The sequence below is a fragment of the Sinorhizobium sp. Y406 genome (genome assembly GCF_058732025.1).
This window is the reverse complement of record NZ_CM178974.1, coordinates 3212336-3226682: the sequence shown is the minus strand read 5'-3', so window position 1 is coordinate 3226682 and position 14347 is coordinate 3212336. Positions and strand designations below refer to the sequence as shown.

12 protein-coding genes are annotated in these 14347 nt (G+C 64.7%); 11 read left to right on the top strand and 1 reads right to left on the bottom strand.

The features are described 5' to 3' along the window. Positions 1-19: 19 nt before the first annotated feature. A complete protein-coding gene (locus AC4P1R_RS15235) occupies positions 20-1192 on the bottom strand; it encodes a dihydrodipicolinate synthase family protein (RefSeq protein ID WP_069458981.1) in 1173 nt (390 codons plus the stop codon). Positions 1193-1504: 312 nt separating this feature from the next. Between AC4P1R_RS15235 and AC4P1R_RS15230 the strand changes: the two genes are divergently transcribed. The 11 genes from AC4P1R_RS15230 (at position 1505) to AC4P1R_RS15180 (ending at position 14301) form a co-directional block, all read left to right on the top strand. Further along, the gene (locus AC4P1R_RS15230; protein ID WP_151611791.1) at positions 1505-2548 is read left to right on the top strand and encodes a LacI family DNA-binding transcriptional regulator; all 1044 of its coding nucleotides are present in this window, start codon (positions 1505-1507) and stop codon (positions 2546-2548) included. Beyond that, entirely contained in the window at positions 2545-3546 is a 1002-nt protein-coding gene (locus AC4P1R_RS15225) for a Gfo/Idh/MocA family protein (protein ID WP_151611790.1), read from the top strand. Before AC4P1R_RS15230 ends, AC4P1R_RS15225 begins: the two co-directional genes overlap by 4 nt. Positions 3547-3550: 4 nt before the next feature. Further along, positions 3551-5185: an acyl CoA:acetate/3-ketoacid CoA transferase gene (locus AC4P1R_RS15220; protein ID WP_069458850.1), complete on the top strand. Its 1635-nt coding sequence runs from the start codon at positions 3551-3553 to the stop codon at positions 5183-5185. Beyond that, on the top strand, positions 5178-5957 hold the full coding sequence (locus tag AC4P1R_RS15215) for an enoyl-CoA hydratase/isomerase family protein (protein ID WP_069458849.1): 780 nt from the start codon (positions 5178-5180) through the stop codon (positions 5955-5957). Before AC4P1R_RS15220 ends, AC4P1R_RS15215 begins: the two co-directional genes overlap by 8 nt. Next, the gene (locus AC4P1R_RS15210) at positions 5957-7465 is read left to right on the top strand and encodes an aldehyde dehydrogenase family protein (protein WP_151611789.1); all 1509 of its coding nucleotides are present in this window, start codon (positions 5957-5959) and stop codon (positions 7463-7465) included. Before AC4P1R_RS15215 ends, AC4P1R_RS15210 begins: the two co-directional genes overlap by 1 nt. Positions 7466-7662: 197 nt before the next feature. After that, positions 7663-8907, top strand: coding sequence for an ABC transporter substrate-binding protein (locus AC4P1R_RS15205; RefSeq protein ID WP_069458847.1), 1245 nt, complete (start codon positions 7663-7665; stop codon positions 8905-8907). A 230-nt stretch (positions 8908-9137) separates the two neighbouring features. Then, the gene (locus tag AC4P1R_RS15200; protein ID WP_069458846.1) at positions 9138-10016 is read left to right on the top strand and encodes a carbohydrate ABC transporter permease; all 879 of its coding nucleotides are present in this window, start codon (positions 9138-9140) and stop codon (positions 10014-10016) included. Then, entirely contained in the window at positions 10016-10897 is an 882-nt protein-coding gene (locus tag AC4P1R_RS15195; protein ID WP_151611788.1) for a carbohydrate ABC transporter permease, read from the top strand. The genes AC4P1R_RS15200 and AC4P1R_RS15195 overlap by 1 nt, the downstream gene beginning before the upstream one ends. 4 nt (positions 10898-10901) lie before the next feature. After that, a complete protein-coding gene (locus tag AC4P1R_RS15190; RefSeq protein WP_069458844.1) occupies positions 10902-12014 on the top strand; it encodes an ABC transporter ATP-binding protein in 1113 nt (370 codons plus the stop codon). Then, positions 12011-13531: a GMC oxidoreductase gene (locus AC4P1R_RS15185; RefSeq protein WP_151611787.1), complete on the top strand. Its 1521-nt coding sequence runs from the start codon at positions 12011-12013 to the stop codon at positions 13529-13531. Before AC4P1R_RS15190 ends, AC4P1R_RS15185 begins: the two co-directional genes overlap by 4 nt. After that, the gene (locus AC4P1R_RS15180) at positions 13528-14301 is read left to right on the top strand and encodes a 3-ketoacyl-ACP reductase (protein WP_069458842.1); all 774 of its coding nucleotides are present in this window, start codon (positions 13528-13530) and stop codon (positions 14299-14301) included. Before AC4P1R_RS15185 ends, AC4P1R_RS15180 begins: the two co-directional genes overlap by 4 nt. Positions 14302-14347: the final 46 nt, after the last annotated feature.

Genomic DNA, 14347 nt, shown 5'->3' with positions numbered 1-14347 from the left:
ATACGCTGGCCCCCCCGCGCTATACCCCCTGCTCCACCCCCAGCACCGCAAGCAGATGGCGCATTCTCCCCACCGCGAGTTCTGGCTGGTCGAGCACGTTGGCCTGGTCGGCGAGGCGGAAGATATCCGCATAGTGCAGCACACCGCGGGCGGATTGCAGGCCGGCCGGCATGGTGAAATGGCGCTGGTGGCCGTTGAGCCAGGCCAGAAACACGACGCCGGCCTTGTAATATTGCGTCGGCGCCTCGAAGATCTTGCGCGACAACGGTACGGTCGGCGCGATCACGCCGCGGAAGGTCGCGAGATCGCCGGCCGCAAGCGCTGCAAGGGCCTTTGAGGCCGAGGGCGCGACGGCGTCGAAGATGCCGAGCAGGGCGTGGCTGCATTTCTCGCCGTCACCCTCGATCAGTTCCGCATAATTGAAGTCGTCGCCGGTGAAGCAGAGCACGCCCTCCGGCAGGCCGTTGCGAAGCTTTACTTCCTTGCGATTGTCGAGCAGCGAAATCTTGATTCCTTCGACTTTGGCGCTGTTCTCGCGAATGATGGAGAGCACCGTTTCCAGCGCCTCCTCGAAATTCGTCGAGCCCCAATAGCCCTCGAGCTGCGGGTCGAACATGTCGCCCAGCCAATGCAGCACCACCTTGTCCCTCGCCTGGGACAGGATGCGGCCGTAGACGTGGCGGTAGTCGTCTGCGGAGCGCGCGACGCTGGCGAGCGCCCGGCTCGCCATCATGATCGCCCGCCCGCCCTCGGCCTCGACGAAGCCGATCTGCTCCTCGTAGGACGCGATGACGTCCTCGACGGAGCGCGCCTCCGCGGGGGAGAGCTGGTCCGTGCCGGCGCCGCAGGCAAGGTCGGCGCCGGGGACGCCGCGCGCCTCCGCAAGCGAACGGCGGATCAGCTCCTGCGCGCCCGCCCAGGAAAGCCCCATGCCGCGCTGGGCGGTATCCATCGCCTCGGCGATCTTGAAGCCGAGGCTCCAGAGGTGACGGCGGAAGGCCATGGTCGCCTCCCAATCGATCGCCGGATGCCCCCAGGGATCGGCGTCCGCGAGCGGATCGGAGACGACATGGGCGGCCGCATAGGCGATGCGGCTGAAGCTTGGTGCCGCCGCGGGTCGGGCGATCGGCGTTCCGCGCAGCCGGTATTCTTCAAGCGAGCCGTCCCGGTTCGGCAGCAGCAGGCTGGTCATCGGCATTGATCCTCCTCAGGTTTGCGGAAGGAGTAATTTAGATCGTTCCAAAAGACAAGGTAGAAAATTCGAGCCTGCGCGGGATCGCGTCATGGTTCTTGTGCCGGCCCAGGCGGCGCTTCGCGGCTGGGCCAGAGAGCAAACCTATGAAATTGCAAGTCTTTATTGATCAATGCCTTCCCCTTAGCCCATGGCGCAACCGCCTTAGCGACTCCATCGCCGGTAAAAAAATGTGAACGAATCCCCCTTGACGACATTGGAACGATCCAATTATGTAGCATCCAGAAATGAAAAACTGGTGAGGAGGCATTCATGGCAAGGGAGCGGGTGACGGTCGTCGACATTGCGCGCGCCGCCGGTGTGTCGAAGTCGACCGTGTCGCTCGTCTTGCAGGGCAGCCCGCTCGTCAATGAAGTGACGCGAGCGAAGGTGAATGCCACCATTCGCGAACTCGGCTATGTCTACAATCGCAGCGCCGCCAATCTGCGCCAGGCGAAATCGAAGATCATCGGCATCGTCGTCAATGATCTCACCAACAGCTTCTTTGCGGAGCTTGCCGTCGGAGTCGATTCGGTCGTGCAGTCCGCGGGCTTCGTGCAGTTCCTTGCCAACACTGGAGAGAAAATTGAACGCCAACGCGAGGTCGTCGCCTCGATGCGCGAGCATGGCGTCTCCGGTTTGATCATTTCGCCGTCTCGAGGCACGACGGCCGCCGATCTCGCACCGCTCGTCGCCAGCGGCATTCCCGTCGTGCTCGTCGTTCGCGACATTGCGGGCGCCGGGGTTTCGTCGCTGACCTCCGACAATCATGCTGGCGCCGTTGCGGCAGTCCGCCATCTGGTCGAGCGCGGTCACCGCCGCATCGCCTTTCTCGGCGGCTTTGCCGATACGGCCGTCTTCGAGGCGCGCATGCGCGGCTACCGCGATGCCCTTGGCGAGGCGGGATTGGATGTGCCGGAGGAACTCGTCATCGGTTCGGCGCCGTCGCGCGCCGGCGGGGTCACCGCCATCGAACAGGCGATGATGCTGAAGGAGCGGCCGACGGCTGCACTCTGCTTCAATGACGCGGTCGCCTTCGGCGTCTGCGACGGGCTCAGAGCGCGGCGGCTCGAGCCGGGCGCGGATTTCGCCGTGATCGGTTTCGACGACGTCATCGAGGCGAAGACGGCGGTGCCGGCGCTGACCACGGTCTCGGTCGATCCGCAGGGCATGGGCGAGCGTGCGGCGGAATTGCTGTTGAAGCAGATCGGTGCGGGCCAAGCGGACGCGCAAGCGATCGTCAGTCCGGTGCGGCTCGTCGTCCGCCAAAGCTGCGGTGCGCCGATCGACCACAAGGTAAAGGAGGTTTCGCCATGATTGGCTGGGGACTGATCGGCGCGAGCACGATCGCGCGCGAGTGGGTGATCGGCGCCATCCGTGCGGCCGGCGGCGACGTCGTCTCGGTGATGAGTTCGAGCGCCGAACGCGGCGCCACTTACGCCCAGGAAAACGGCATCGCCAAGTCGGTCGCCAGCGTCGATGAGCTGGTCGGCGATCCGGACATCCAGGCGGTCTATATTTCGACGACCAACGAATTGCATCGCGAGCAGGCGCTCGCAGCAATCCGAGCCGGCAAGCACGTGCTCTGCGAGAAGCCGCTGGCCCTCACCCTCAACGACGCCTGCGAAATGGTGCTGAAGGCCTGCGAGGCCGGCGTCGTGCTCGGCACCAATCACCACCTGCGCAATGCGGCCACCCACCGCGCAATGCGCGAGGCGATCGCCGCCGGCCGGATCGGCAGGCCGATCGCGGCGCGCGTCTTTCACGCGGTTTATCTGCCGCCACATCTGCAGGGCTGGCGGCTCGACAGACCGGAGGCGGGCGGCGGCGTCATCCTCGATATCACCGTCCATGACGCCGACACGCTGCGCTTCGTGCTCGACGATGACCCCATCGAGGCGGTGGCGATCAGCCACAGCGCTGGTCTCAGCAAGGAGGGGCTCGAGGACGGCGTAATGGGCGTCCTGCGCTTCCGCTCCGGCGTCATCGCCCAGTTCCACGACGCCTTCACGACGAAATATGCGGAGACCGGCCTGGAGGTCCACGGCACGGATGGCTCTCTCATCGGGCGCAACGTGATGACGCAGCGCCCGGTCGGCACCGTCACTTTGCGCAATGAAGACGGTGAATTCGACCTGCCGCTCGACCACTCCAATCTCTATGAGACGGCGCTTCAGGCCTTTCATGCCGCCATCGAAGGGAAGGGCAGCCCTTCGGCGACAGGCGAGGACGGCGTCTGGTCGCTTGCGGCCGGCCTCGCGGTTGCAAAGTCCGCCGCCAGCGGCATGGCGGTGCAGATCGAAACGGGGCTTTGAGCGCATGCGGTCGACACCAGCACTTTCCAGCAAGCACATCAGCCCGGCCGAAGCGGCGGCCCTCATTCCGGACGGCGCGGTCGTTTCCGTCTCCTCCTCGAGCGGGCTTGGCTGCCCGGACCTGATGCTGAAGGCGATCGGCGAGCGCTTCGACGCGACCGGCCACCCGCGGGATCTGACAACCCTGCATCCGATCGCCGCCGGCGACATGAGCGGCATCAAGGGGGTCGACCACATTGCCAGGAAGGATCTGCTCAAGCGGATCATTGGCGGCTCCTACCCATCCGGGCCGTCGAGTGCGGAGCCGCCGCTGATCTGGCAGATGATCGGCGCCAACGACGTCGCCGCCTATAACATCCCCTCCGGCATCCTCTTCGACATGCATCGCGAGGCGGCGGCCAGGCGACCGGGGGTGATGACCAAGGTCGGGCTCGACACCTTCGTCGATCCGTCGCGCGAAGGCTGTGCCATGAATGCGGCGGCCGCCGCCGAGCCGGTCGTGAAGAAGATTTCCTTCGAGGGCGAGGACTGGCTCTATTTCAAGGCGATCGCCCCTGAGGTCGCGATCATCCGCGCGACCACGGCGGACGAGCGCGGCAATCTCACCTATGAACATGAAGGCGCTTATCTCGGCGGTCTCGACCAGGCGCTTGCCGCCCGCAACAATGGTGGAATCGTCATTGCCCAGGTGAAGCGCCTCGCAAGGGAGGGTTCGCTCAAGCCCCATGACGTGCGCGTTCCCGGCGTGCTCGTCGACTATATCGTCGTCGATCCCGAACAGAAGCAGACGACGCAGACGCTCTACGACCCGGCGATTTCCGGCGAGATCTTCCGCCCGCTCGACAGCTTCCGCCTGCCGGAATTCAACATTCAGAAGGTGATCGCGCGTCGCGTCGCGCAGGAGCTCGAGGCCGGAAGTGCCGTCAATCTCGGCTTCGGCATCTCCGCCAACGTCCCGCGGATCCTCCTTGAAGAAGGGTTGCACGGGGCCGTGACCTGGGTGATCGAGCAGGGCGCGGTCGGCGGCGTTCCGCTTCTCGATTTCGCCTTCGGCTGCGCCGCGAATGCCGACGCGTTCATGCCGTCGCCGCATCAGTTCACCTACTTCCAGGGGGCGGGCTTCGATGCTTCGCTGCTGTCCTTCCTGGAAATCGACCGAACGGGCTCGGTCAATGTCTCGAAGCTCAGCTTCCGGCCGCATGTGACGGCGGGGGCAGGGGGCTTCGTCGACATCACCGCGCGTGCCAGAAAGATCGTTTTTTCCGGCATGTTCAATGCCGGCGCCCGGCTCGCGGTCGCCGACGGGCGGCTCGTCATCGAGAAGGAAGGCAAGCTCAAGAAGCTCGTCGATCGCGTCGAGCATGTCACCTTCTCCGGCCGGCGGGCCATCGAGCAGGGGCAGGACGTGACCTATGTCACCGAGCGCGCGGTGATGAAGCTGACGCCGGAAGGAATCATGCTCACGGAGATTGCGCCGGGCGTCGATCTTCAGGAGCATGTTCTCGGGCAGTCCGAATTTCCGCTTCTCGTTTCCGACGGGCTGAAGGTTATGGATGCGGCGCTGTTTCAGGAGGCGCCGATCGGGCTCAGCTTGCCGGCCAAGCCGCGGCGGACGATTGTGGGAGGCGCCGATGGCTGACGACCGGATTCGCGTCGAAGTCGACGGTGCGATTGCGATCCTGACGATCGCGCGGCCGGAAAGGCTCAATGCCTTCGACCTCGACATGCTGAAGGCGCTCGCCGCCGCCTGCGACAGGGTCGAGGCGGATCGTGCCGTGCGCGTCGCGATCTTGACCGGCGAGGGCAAGGCCTTCTCTGCCGGCGGCGACATAAAGGCCTGGGGCGCCATGGAGCCGCAGGCATTCGGCCACGATTGGGTACGCTTTGGCCATCGGGTCTTCGAGCGGCTGGCAACGCTGCGCGTGCCGGTGATCGCGGCGCTCAACGGCCATGCGCTCGGCGGCGGGCTGGAACTCGCGGCGGCCGCGGATATCCGGATCGCCGAGAAACACGTGAAGATCGGCCTGCCGGAGACGAGCCTCGGAATGGTGCCCGGCTGGTCCGGCACGCAGCGCCTCGTCGCCCGATTTGGCGCGCAGATCGTGCGGCGCATGGTCCTCGGCGGTGAGATGTTCTCGGGCGAAGAGGCGAAGGCCGAGGGCCTGGTCGATCTCGTGGTCGAACCGGGAACGGTGATGCGGGAGGCGCGGGACTATGGGGCGCGTGTGGCCTCCCGCGGTCCCGCGGCGCTTGAAGTGTCGAAACTGATGATTGCCTCGGCGAATGGCGAGGACAAGGGCGCCGCGGTCGAGGCGCTGGGCTCGATCCTCGTCGCCAAGACAGGCGACCTCAAGGAAGGCATCGCCGCCTTCGGCGAGAAACGCGAAGCCCGTTTCAAGGGAGAATGGTGATGACGGTTCTGGTGCGGCCGAAGGGGCTCGGCGATTATAAGGTGCGCGAATTCCGCATGCTGATCGACGGCCAATGGGTTGCGGGCGCCGAAGGCCGGACGATTGAACGCGTCGCGCCCGGCCACGGCGTCGTCGTCAGCCGCTATCAGGCGGCGACACGGGCGGATGCGGAACGGGCGATCGCCGCGGCACGGCGCGCCTTCGACGACGGTCCCTGGCCGCGCATGACCGCGGCGGAGCGTTCGCTGATCCTCCTGCGTGCGGCCGACATGATTGCCGCACGTGCAGACGAGCTTGCCTTTCTCGACGCGATCGAATCCGGCAAGCCGATCAGCCAGGCAAAGGGCGAGCTTGCGGGCGCGGCTGACATCTGGCGCTATGCCGCGGCACTCGCCCGCGAGCTTTCCGGCGAAAGCTACAACACGCTCGGCGACGGCACGCTCGGCGTCGTGCTGCGCGAGGCAATCGGCGTCGTCTCGATCGTCACGCCCTGGAATTTCCCCTTCCTGATCGTCAGCCAGAAACTGCCCTTCGCGCTCGCGGCCGGCTGCACCGCCGTCGTGAAGCCATCGGAACTCACCTCGGGCTCGACGCTCGTCCTCGGCGAAATCCTCGAGGCCGCCGGCTTGCCGGCCGGCGTCGTCAACATCATCGTCGGAACCGGGCCGGAGGCGGGCGCGCCGCTCACCAGCCATCCGGAAGTCGACATGGTCTCCTTCACCGGGTCGACGGGGGTCGGCCGGCTCACAATGGCCAATGCCGCCCAGACGCTGAAGAAGGTCTCGCTCGAGCTCGGCGGCAAGAACCCGCAGATCGTCTTCCCCGACGCCAATCTCGAAGAATTCGTCGATGCCGCCGTTTTCGGCGCCTATTTCAACGCAGGCGAATGCTGCAATGCCGGCTCGCGGCTGATCCTGCATCGCGAGATTGCCGAGGAGGTGACGGCACGCATCGCCAGCCTCGCGGCCAAGGTCAAGGTCGGCGATCCCCTCGACCCGGATACTCAGGTCGGAGCGATCATCACGCCTGAACACCTGGAAAAGATTACCGGCTATGTTTCTGCCGCGGCGAATGATGGCGCCACCGTCGCCGGGGGCGGCGCGGCGCTCGAGCTCGGCATGGGGCAGTTCATGGCGCCGACCATCCTCTCGGCCGTGCGGCCGGACATGGCGGTGGCGCGCGAGGAAGTCTTCGGGCCGGTCCTCTCGGTGCTTACTTTCGAGACTATGGAAGAGGCGATCCGCATTGCCAACTCGATCGATTACGGGCTCTCGGCCGCTGTCTGGAGCCGTGGCTTCGATACGTGCCTGACGGTCGGGCGGCGGGTGCGCGCCGGTACGGTCTGGATGAACACCTTCATGGATGGCGCTGCGGAACTGCCCTTCGGCGGCTACCGGCAGTCGGGTCTCGGCCGTGAACTCGGGCGCCATGCGGTCGAGGACTACACGGAAACGAAGACGCTCAACATGCATATCGGCGAGCGTACCAACTGGTGGATGCCGCGCTAGATGGGGAGACGCCTGCTGGAAGATGGTCCGGCTAAGGGTGAAGTCGTCCTGACCGGGGAAAGGGTGTAACATCTTGATTAGGCTTGCGGCAGAAGCCGCGGGCGATGCCGTCCCGCCGGAAACGAGCGGGGGCGGCAAGGAAAGAGTAGGCGGGCGGAGATTCCCCGCTTCGGTAACTTGCAAACGGGAGGAAAACGATGCGCAAGTTGATGACGACGACAGCGGTTGCGGCTTTGATGTTCGCGGCGACCGCCGCGCGTGCAGCCGAGAATGTGGAAGTGCTGCACTGGTGGACGTCCGGCGGCGAGGCGGCGGCACTCGACGTTCTGAAGAAGGATCTGGAAAGCAAGGGCATCGGCTGGACGGACATGCCGGTCGCCGGCGGCGGCGGCACGGAGGCGATGACGGTATTGCGCGCGCGCGTCACCTCCGGAAACGCGCCGACGGCAGTGCAGATGCTCGGCTTCGACATTCTCGACTGGGCCAAGGAAGGCGCGCTCGGCAATCTCGACGAGGTGGCCGCAAAGGAGGGCTGGGAGAAGGTCATCCCGGGCGCGCTACAGCAGTTCTCGAAATATGACGGCCACTGGATCGCCGCTCCGGTGAACGTCCATTCGACCAACTGGGTGTGGATCAACAAGGCGGCGCTCGACAAGGCCGGGGGCAAGGAGCCGACGACCTGGGAGGAGCTGATCGCACTGCTCGACAATTTCAAGGAGCAGGGCATCACGCCCGTTGCCCATGGCGGCCAGGCTTGGCAGGACGCGACGATCTTCGACGCGGTCGTACTCTCGCTCGGCAACGACTTCTACAAGCAAGCCTTCATCGACCTCGATCCGGCAGCACTCGGCGGCGACAAGATGAAGGAGGCTTTCGACCGGATGACGAAGCTCCGCTCCTATGTGGACGACAACTTCTCCGGCCGCGACTGGAATCTCGCCTCGTCGATGGTGATCGAGGACAAGGCCGGCCTGCAGTTCATGGGCGACTGGGCGAAGGGCGAGTTCCTGAAGGCCGGCAAGAAGCCGGGCGAGGACTTCGTCTGCATCCGCTTCCCCGGAACGCAAGGCTCGGTCACCTTCAACTCCGACCAGTTCGCGATGTTCAAGGTCTCAGAAGAAAAGGTCCCGGCGCAGCTGGCGATGGCCTCGGCGATCGAAAGCCCGACCTTCCAGTCAGCCTTCAACGTGGTCAAGGGTTCGGTACCAGCCCGCACCGACGTTCCGGACACCGATTTCGACGACTGCGGCAAGAAAGGCATCAAGGACCTTGCAGAGGCCAATGCGAACGGCACGCTTTACGGCTCAATGGCGCATGGCCATGCCAATCCGGCCTCCGTCAAGAACGCCATCTATGACGTGGTGACCCGTCACTTCAACGGCGAGATCAACTCGGAGGAAGCGGTCGAGGAGCTCGTCTCGGCTGTCGAGGCGGCGAAGTAGGGGCGGTCACTGCCCCTCATCCGCCTGCCCGTCCTCCGCAGCAGCTGCGGAGGGTGGACCGGCACCTTCTCCCCGCGCGCGGGGAGAAGGACCCGCGGCAAGCTCCAGTGCCCTCGTGTCCCTCAGGTCGCGGGTTGATGCCCGGTGCTCTCTGCACAGTGGAGGAGAGAGCCAGGTGAGGGGTATTCGGGCGGTTTGAACGAAACAATGCGTCAACGGTGGTAACGAACATGGATAGCCGCGCCCGGCTGCAGGAGCTTCTGCCGAAGCTCGTGCTTGCCCCCAGCTTTCTGATAGTCCTGGTCTTCGTCTACGGCTTCATCGTCTATACCGGCTTCCTGTCGATGACGAACAGCCGCATGCTGCCCTCCTATGATTTCGTCGGCTTGAGCAATTATTCGAGGCTCTGGGCCCTGCCACACTGGTGGCGGGCGATCAGCAATCTGGCGATCTTCGCGACCCTCTACATCGCGATCTGCTCGATCCTGGGCCTGGCGCTCGCCATCCTGCTCGACCAGAAGATCCGGGCGGAGGGGCTCCTCAGGCCGATCTATCTCTACCCGATGGCGCTCTCCTTCATCGTCACGGGAACGGCCTGGAAATGGTTCCTCGACCCCGGCATCGGGCTCGAGAACACCATGCACCTCTGGGGCTGGGAGAGTTTCTCATTCGACTGGATCAAGGACCGCAACTTCGCGATCTATTGCGTCGTCATCGCCGCCGTCTGGCAATCGACCGGCTTCATCATGGCGATGTTCCTGGCGGGCCTTCGCGGCGTCGACAACGAGATCATCAAAGCCGCCCAGATCGACGGGGCGACGACGCCGACCATCTATCGGCGCATCATCATTCCGCTGATGCGTCCGGTCTTCCTCTCGGCCTTCGTCGTTCTCGCCCATCTCGCGATCAAGGCCTACGACCTCATCATAGCGCTCACCGGCGGCGGGCCGGGCCAGGCGACAGAACTGCCGGCGACCTTCATGTATTCCTACACTTTCACGCGCAACCAGATGGCGATCGGCGCCTCGTCGGCGATCATCATGATGGTGATGATCTTCTCGATCATCATTCCCTATCTCTATTCCGAAGTTCGGGGAGGAAAACGCTGATGGGCGCTCCCAGTCCAGAAAATGTCATCTCGCACAACCGGCTGACACGGGCGCTGATATACCTGGCGCTGGTCCTCTTCGCGCTCTACTCGCTGCTGCCGCTTTATGTGATGGTCGTGAACTCTCTGAAGCCGCTCGACGAGATCCGCCGCGGCGGCATGCTGAACCTGCCTGAGACCTGGACGATCGAGCCATGGCTTTCCGCCTGGTCGACGGCGCAGATCGGCGTGCAGCCGACCGGCCTTCGCCCGTTCTTCATCAACTCGATCCTGATGGTCGTTCCGGCCGTGGCGATCTCGACCATCATTGGTGCGCTAAACGGCTATGTGCTGACCAAGTGGCGCTTCCCCGGCGCGAACATCTTCTTCGGCATGCTGCTGCTTTCCTGCTTCATCCCGTTCCAGATCGTGCTGATCCCTATGGCGCGGATTCTCGGCATTCTCGGCCTTGCCGGCTCGATCTCCGGGCTGATCCTCGTCCATGTGGTCTACGGCATCGGCTTCACGACGCTCTATTTCCGCAATTACTACGAGGCGTTTCCGACCGAACTGGTGCGTGCGGCGCAGATCGACGGCGCCGGCTTCTTCCAGATCTTCCGGCGCATCATGCTGCCGTCCTCCGGACCGATCATCGTCGTCTCGGTCATCTGGCAGTTCACCAATATCTGGAACGACTTCCTGTTCGGCGCTTCCTTCTCCGGCCCCTTCTCGACCCCGATGACGGTCGCGCTCAACAATCTCGTCAGCTCCTCGACCGGGGTCAAGGAATACAACGTCCACTTCGCCGGCGCGATCCTCGCCGCCCTGCCAACGCTCATCGTCTATATCGTGTCGGGCCGCTACTTCGTTCGCGGGCTGATGTCCGGCGCCGTGAAAGGATAAGCCCATGTCATTCCTGAAGATCAGCAACCTGCGCAAGTCCTACGGCTCGCTCGAGATCCTGAAGGACATCAGCCTCGAGATCGAGGAGGGCGGCTTCCTCGTGCTCGTCGGCCCCTCCGGCTGCGGCAAGTCGACCCTTCTGAACACGATTGCGGGGCTGGAGCCGATCAGCTCCGGCGACATCGCCATCAACGGCCGCTCGGTCTCGGGCCTGCACCCGTCGAAGCGCGACATCGCCATGGTGTTCCAGTCCTACGCGCTCTATCCGAACATGACGGTCGCCGGCAACATTGCCTTCGGCATGGAGATCCGTGGCGTGCCGAAGGAGGAACGCGACAAGGCCATTAAGCAGGTCGCCGACATGCTGCAGATCGGCCACCTGCTCGACCGCAAGCCGAGCCAGCTCTCCGGCGGCCAGCGTCAGCGCGTCGCCATGGGACGGGCGCTCGTGCGCGAACCGCAGGTCTTCCTTTTCGACGAGCCGCTGTCGAACCTCGATGCCAAGCTGCGCGTCGACATGCGCACCGAGATCAAGCGCCTGCACGGCCGCATGAAGACGACGATCGTCTATGTGACGCATGACCAGATCGAGGCGATGACGCTTGCGACCAAGATCGCGGTGCTCAAGGACGGCGTGCTGCAGCAGTTCGGCACGCCGGCGGAGATCTACAATAACCCGGCCAACATGTTCGTCGCCGATTTCATGGGCTCGCCAGCGATGAACCTGCTGAGCGTCCGCGTCGAGACCCAGGGCGCCCAGGTCGCCGTGGCGCTGGAGCGGCCGAATGCCGAACCACTGAGGCTTCCCGTGCCGCATGACGGCGCGCTGTCCGCTTATGCCGGCAGACAGGTCGTCTTCGGTATCCGTCCGGAGGCGCTGACCGATCCGGACGGCGCCGACCGCAATGCGAAGTTCGTCGCCGAAGGCGACTGCCTGATTGAAGTGGTCGAGCCGGCCGGCTCCGACACCTTTGCCGTCACCCGGCTCGGCGGCAAGGAGATCATCGCCCGGCTCCGGGCCGATGCCCGCATCGCCCCCGGCCAGACGTCGCGCCTTGCCTTCAATCTCGACAAGGCGGTCTTCTTCGATCCCGAGAGCGAGAATCGCATCGCATGAGCGCGGCCGCGGTGAGAGAGCCGGATGTCGTCATCATCGGTTCGGGTATCGGCGGCGCCACCGTCGCGGCGGGTCTTGCCCCTTCGGGTGCGGAAATCCTCATCCTGGAAGCGGGTGGCCATATCGAGGACCGGCCGGAAAACCGCGATCAGCGGGCGATCTTCCAGCGCGGCCGATTCCGACCGAAGGAGACTTGGTACGAGGCGGGCGGCCCCGGCTTCAATCCCGGAAACTACTACAATGTCGGCGGCAATTCGAAGTTCTACGGTGCGGTACTCACCCGCTACCGACGTGAGGATTTCGAGGAGATGATCCATCTTGATGGCATCTCGCCGGCGTGGCCTTTTCGATATGAGGAACTCGAGCCGTGGTATGCGAAGGCCGAAGAGCTATACCAGGTGCGCGGGTGCCTCGGCGAGGATCCGACCGAGCCCCCGCACTCGAACGACTATCCACATCGGCCGGTGCCGGACGAGCCGGCAATCGCCAAGGTGCGCGAGCGCTTGCGGGGGCTCGGCCTGCATCCCTATTCGTTGCCGCTCGGGGTCGACATCGATCGTTGGCTCGCCAAGGGCAAAACGCCCTGGGACGCACATCCGAACAGTTTCGACGGAAAGATGGACGCCGAAACCGCGGCGCTGGCGAAGGCGCTCGAATTTCCGAATGTGCGGCTGCAGACCGGATCGCGCGTGACCCGACTTTCCACCGCGCCCGACGGCAAGGCGATCGAGACGGTGCACTATCTAGAGGGCGGTACGGAGCAACGGGTGACGCCGAAAATCGTCGTCCTTTCGGCGGGCGCCGTCCAGTCGGCCGTGCTCCTGTTGCGCTCGGCCGACGAGCGCAATCCCGCCGGTCTCGCCAACCGCTCCGACCAGGTCGGCCGCAATTTCATGAACCACAATTCGAGCGCGGTCATTGCGGTCAGTCCCTGGTACCGCAACGATTCCGTCTACCAGAAGACCTTCGGGCTCAATGATTTCTATCTGTCGGACGGCGGCGGCGGGCCGCCGCTGGGCAATATCCAGCTTCTCGGCCGCGTCTCCGGCGCAATCCTCAAGGCGAATTTGCGTTCGACGCCGGAATGGCTGCTGGACCGGGTTTCAGCCCGCGCCATCGACTTCTACGCCATGAGCGAGGACCTGCCGTCGCCGGAAAGCCGGGTCACGGTCGATGGCGAGCGCATCGTCCTGCAATGGGTGCGCACCAACTGGCAGGCGCATCTGAAGCTCGTCGCCAAGCTCAAGGCCGTGCTCCGGCAGGCAGGTTTTCCGGTCGTGCTGGCGCGCGCCTTCGACAAGCGCACGCCATCGCATCAATGCGGAACGGTCCGGATCGGTAATGATCCGGAAAAGGCGCCGCTCGACACCTACTGCCGCGCCTTCGATCATCCCAATCTTTTCGTCGTCGATGCCGGCTTCCTGCCGACTTCAGCGGCTGTCAATCCGGCGCTGACGGTCGCCGCCCAGGCGTTGCGCGTCGCCGATCATATCGCCAGGGAGGAGATCCGGTCATGACGGAAGCGGCACGTCCGATCGCGATCGTCACCGGCGGCCGGCGCGGCATAGGGCTCGGCATCGCCCGCGCGCTGGCGGCAAGCGGCTTCGACATCGCCATTACCGGCATCGGCGATGCGGAGGGGGTCGACCCGGCGATTGCCGATCTCGAGGCGCTCGGGGCGCGCGCGATCTTCCTGCGGGCGGATCTCGCCGATATCGGAACCCATCACGCGACCGTCGACGCAGTGGTCGATGCGTTCGGCCGGATCGATTGCCTCGTCAACAATGCCGGCATCGCCTCCGTCGTGCGCGGCGATTTCCTCGACTTGAGGCCTGAGAATTTCGACGCGATCATCGGCGTCAATCTGCGTGGCACCGTCTTCTTCACCCAGGCGGTCGTGAAGGCGATGCTTGCCGCGCAAGCCGTCGCGCCGCGTTCGATCGTCAACATAACCTCGGTGTCGGCGGCGATGAGCTCGCCGGAACGGCTCGACTATTGCATGAGCAAGGCGGGACTCGCCGCCTTCAGCCAGGGGCTGGCGCTGCGGCTTGCCGAGACCGGCATCGCCGTCTTCGAGGTCCGCCCCGGCATCATCCGCTCCGACATGACGGCAACGGTTTCCGCCAAATACGACGGCCTGATTGCCGGCGGCCTGGTGCCGATGCGGCGCTGGGGCGAGCCGGACGATATCGGCAATATCGTTGCCGGGCTCGCAAGCGGCAGGTTCGGCTTCGCCACCGGCTCGGTGATCCAGGCGGATGGCGGGTTGTCGATCGGACGGCTGTGAGGGGCAGCCAAGCGGCCAAGCTGCAATGAACCTAAATGATCGCGCG

Excerpts from the sequence above, each read along its gene's own strand:
- AC4P1R_RS15235 (WP_069458981.1), bottom strand. The coding sequence starts at position 1,192 with ATGACCAGCCTGCTGCTGCCGAACCGGGACGGCTCGCTTGAAGAATAC.
- AC4P1R_RS15230 (WP_151611791.1), top strand. The coding sequence starts at position 1,505 with ATGGCAAGGGAGCGGGTGACGGTCGTCGACATTGCGCGCGCCGCCGGT.
- AC4P1R_RS15225 (WP_151611790.1), top strand. The coding sequence starts at position 2,545 with ATGATTGGCTGGGGACTGATCGGCGCGAGCACGATCGCGCGCGAGTGG.
- AC4P1R_RS15220 (WP_069458850.1), top strand. The coding sequence starts at position 3,551 with ATGCGGTCGACACCAGCACTTTCCAGCAAGCACATCAGCCCGGCCGAA.
- AC4P1R_RS15215 (WP_069458849.1), top strand. The coding sequence starts at position 5,178 with ATGGCTGACGACCGGATTCGCGTCGAAGTCGACGGTGCGATTGCGATC.
- AC4P1R_RS15210 (WP_151611789.1), top strand. The coding sequence starts at position 5,957 with ATGACGGTTCTGGTGCGGCCGAAGGGGCTCGGCGATTATAAGGTGCGC.
- AC4P1R_RS15205 (WP_069458847.1), top strand. The coding sequence starts at position 7,663 with ATGCGCAAGTTGATGACGACGACAGCGGTTGCGGCTTTGATGTTCGCG.
- AC4P1R_RS15200 (WP_069458846.1), top strand. The coding sequence starts at position 9,138 with ATGGATAGCCGCGCCCGGCTGCAGGAGCTTCTGCCGAAGCTCGTGCTT.
- AC4P1R_RS15195 (WP_151611788.1), top strand. The coding sequence starts at position 10,016 with ATGGGCGCTCCCAGTCCAGAAAATGTCATCTCGCACAACCGGCTGACA.
- AC4P1R_RS15190 (WP_069458844.1), top strand. The coding sequence starts at position 10,902 with ATGTCATTCCTGAAGATCAGCAACCTGCGCAAGTCCTACGGCTCGCTC.
- AC4P1R_RS15185 (WP_151611787.1), top strand. The coding sequence starts at position 12,011 with ATGAGCGCGGCCGCGGTGAGAGAGCCGGATGTCGTCATCATCGGTTCG.
- AC4P1R_RS15180 (WP_069458842.1), top strand. The coding sequence starts at position 13,528 with ATGACGGAAGCGGCACGTCCGATCGCGATCGTCACCGGCGGCCGGCGC.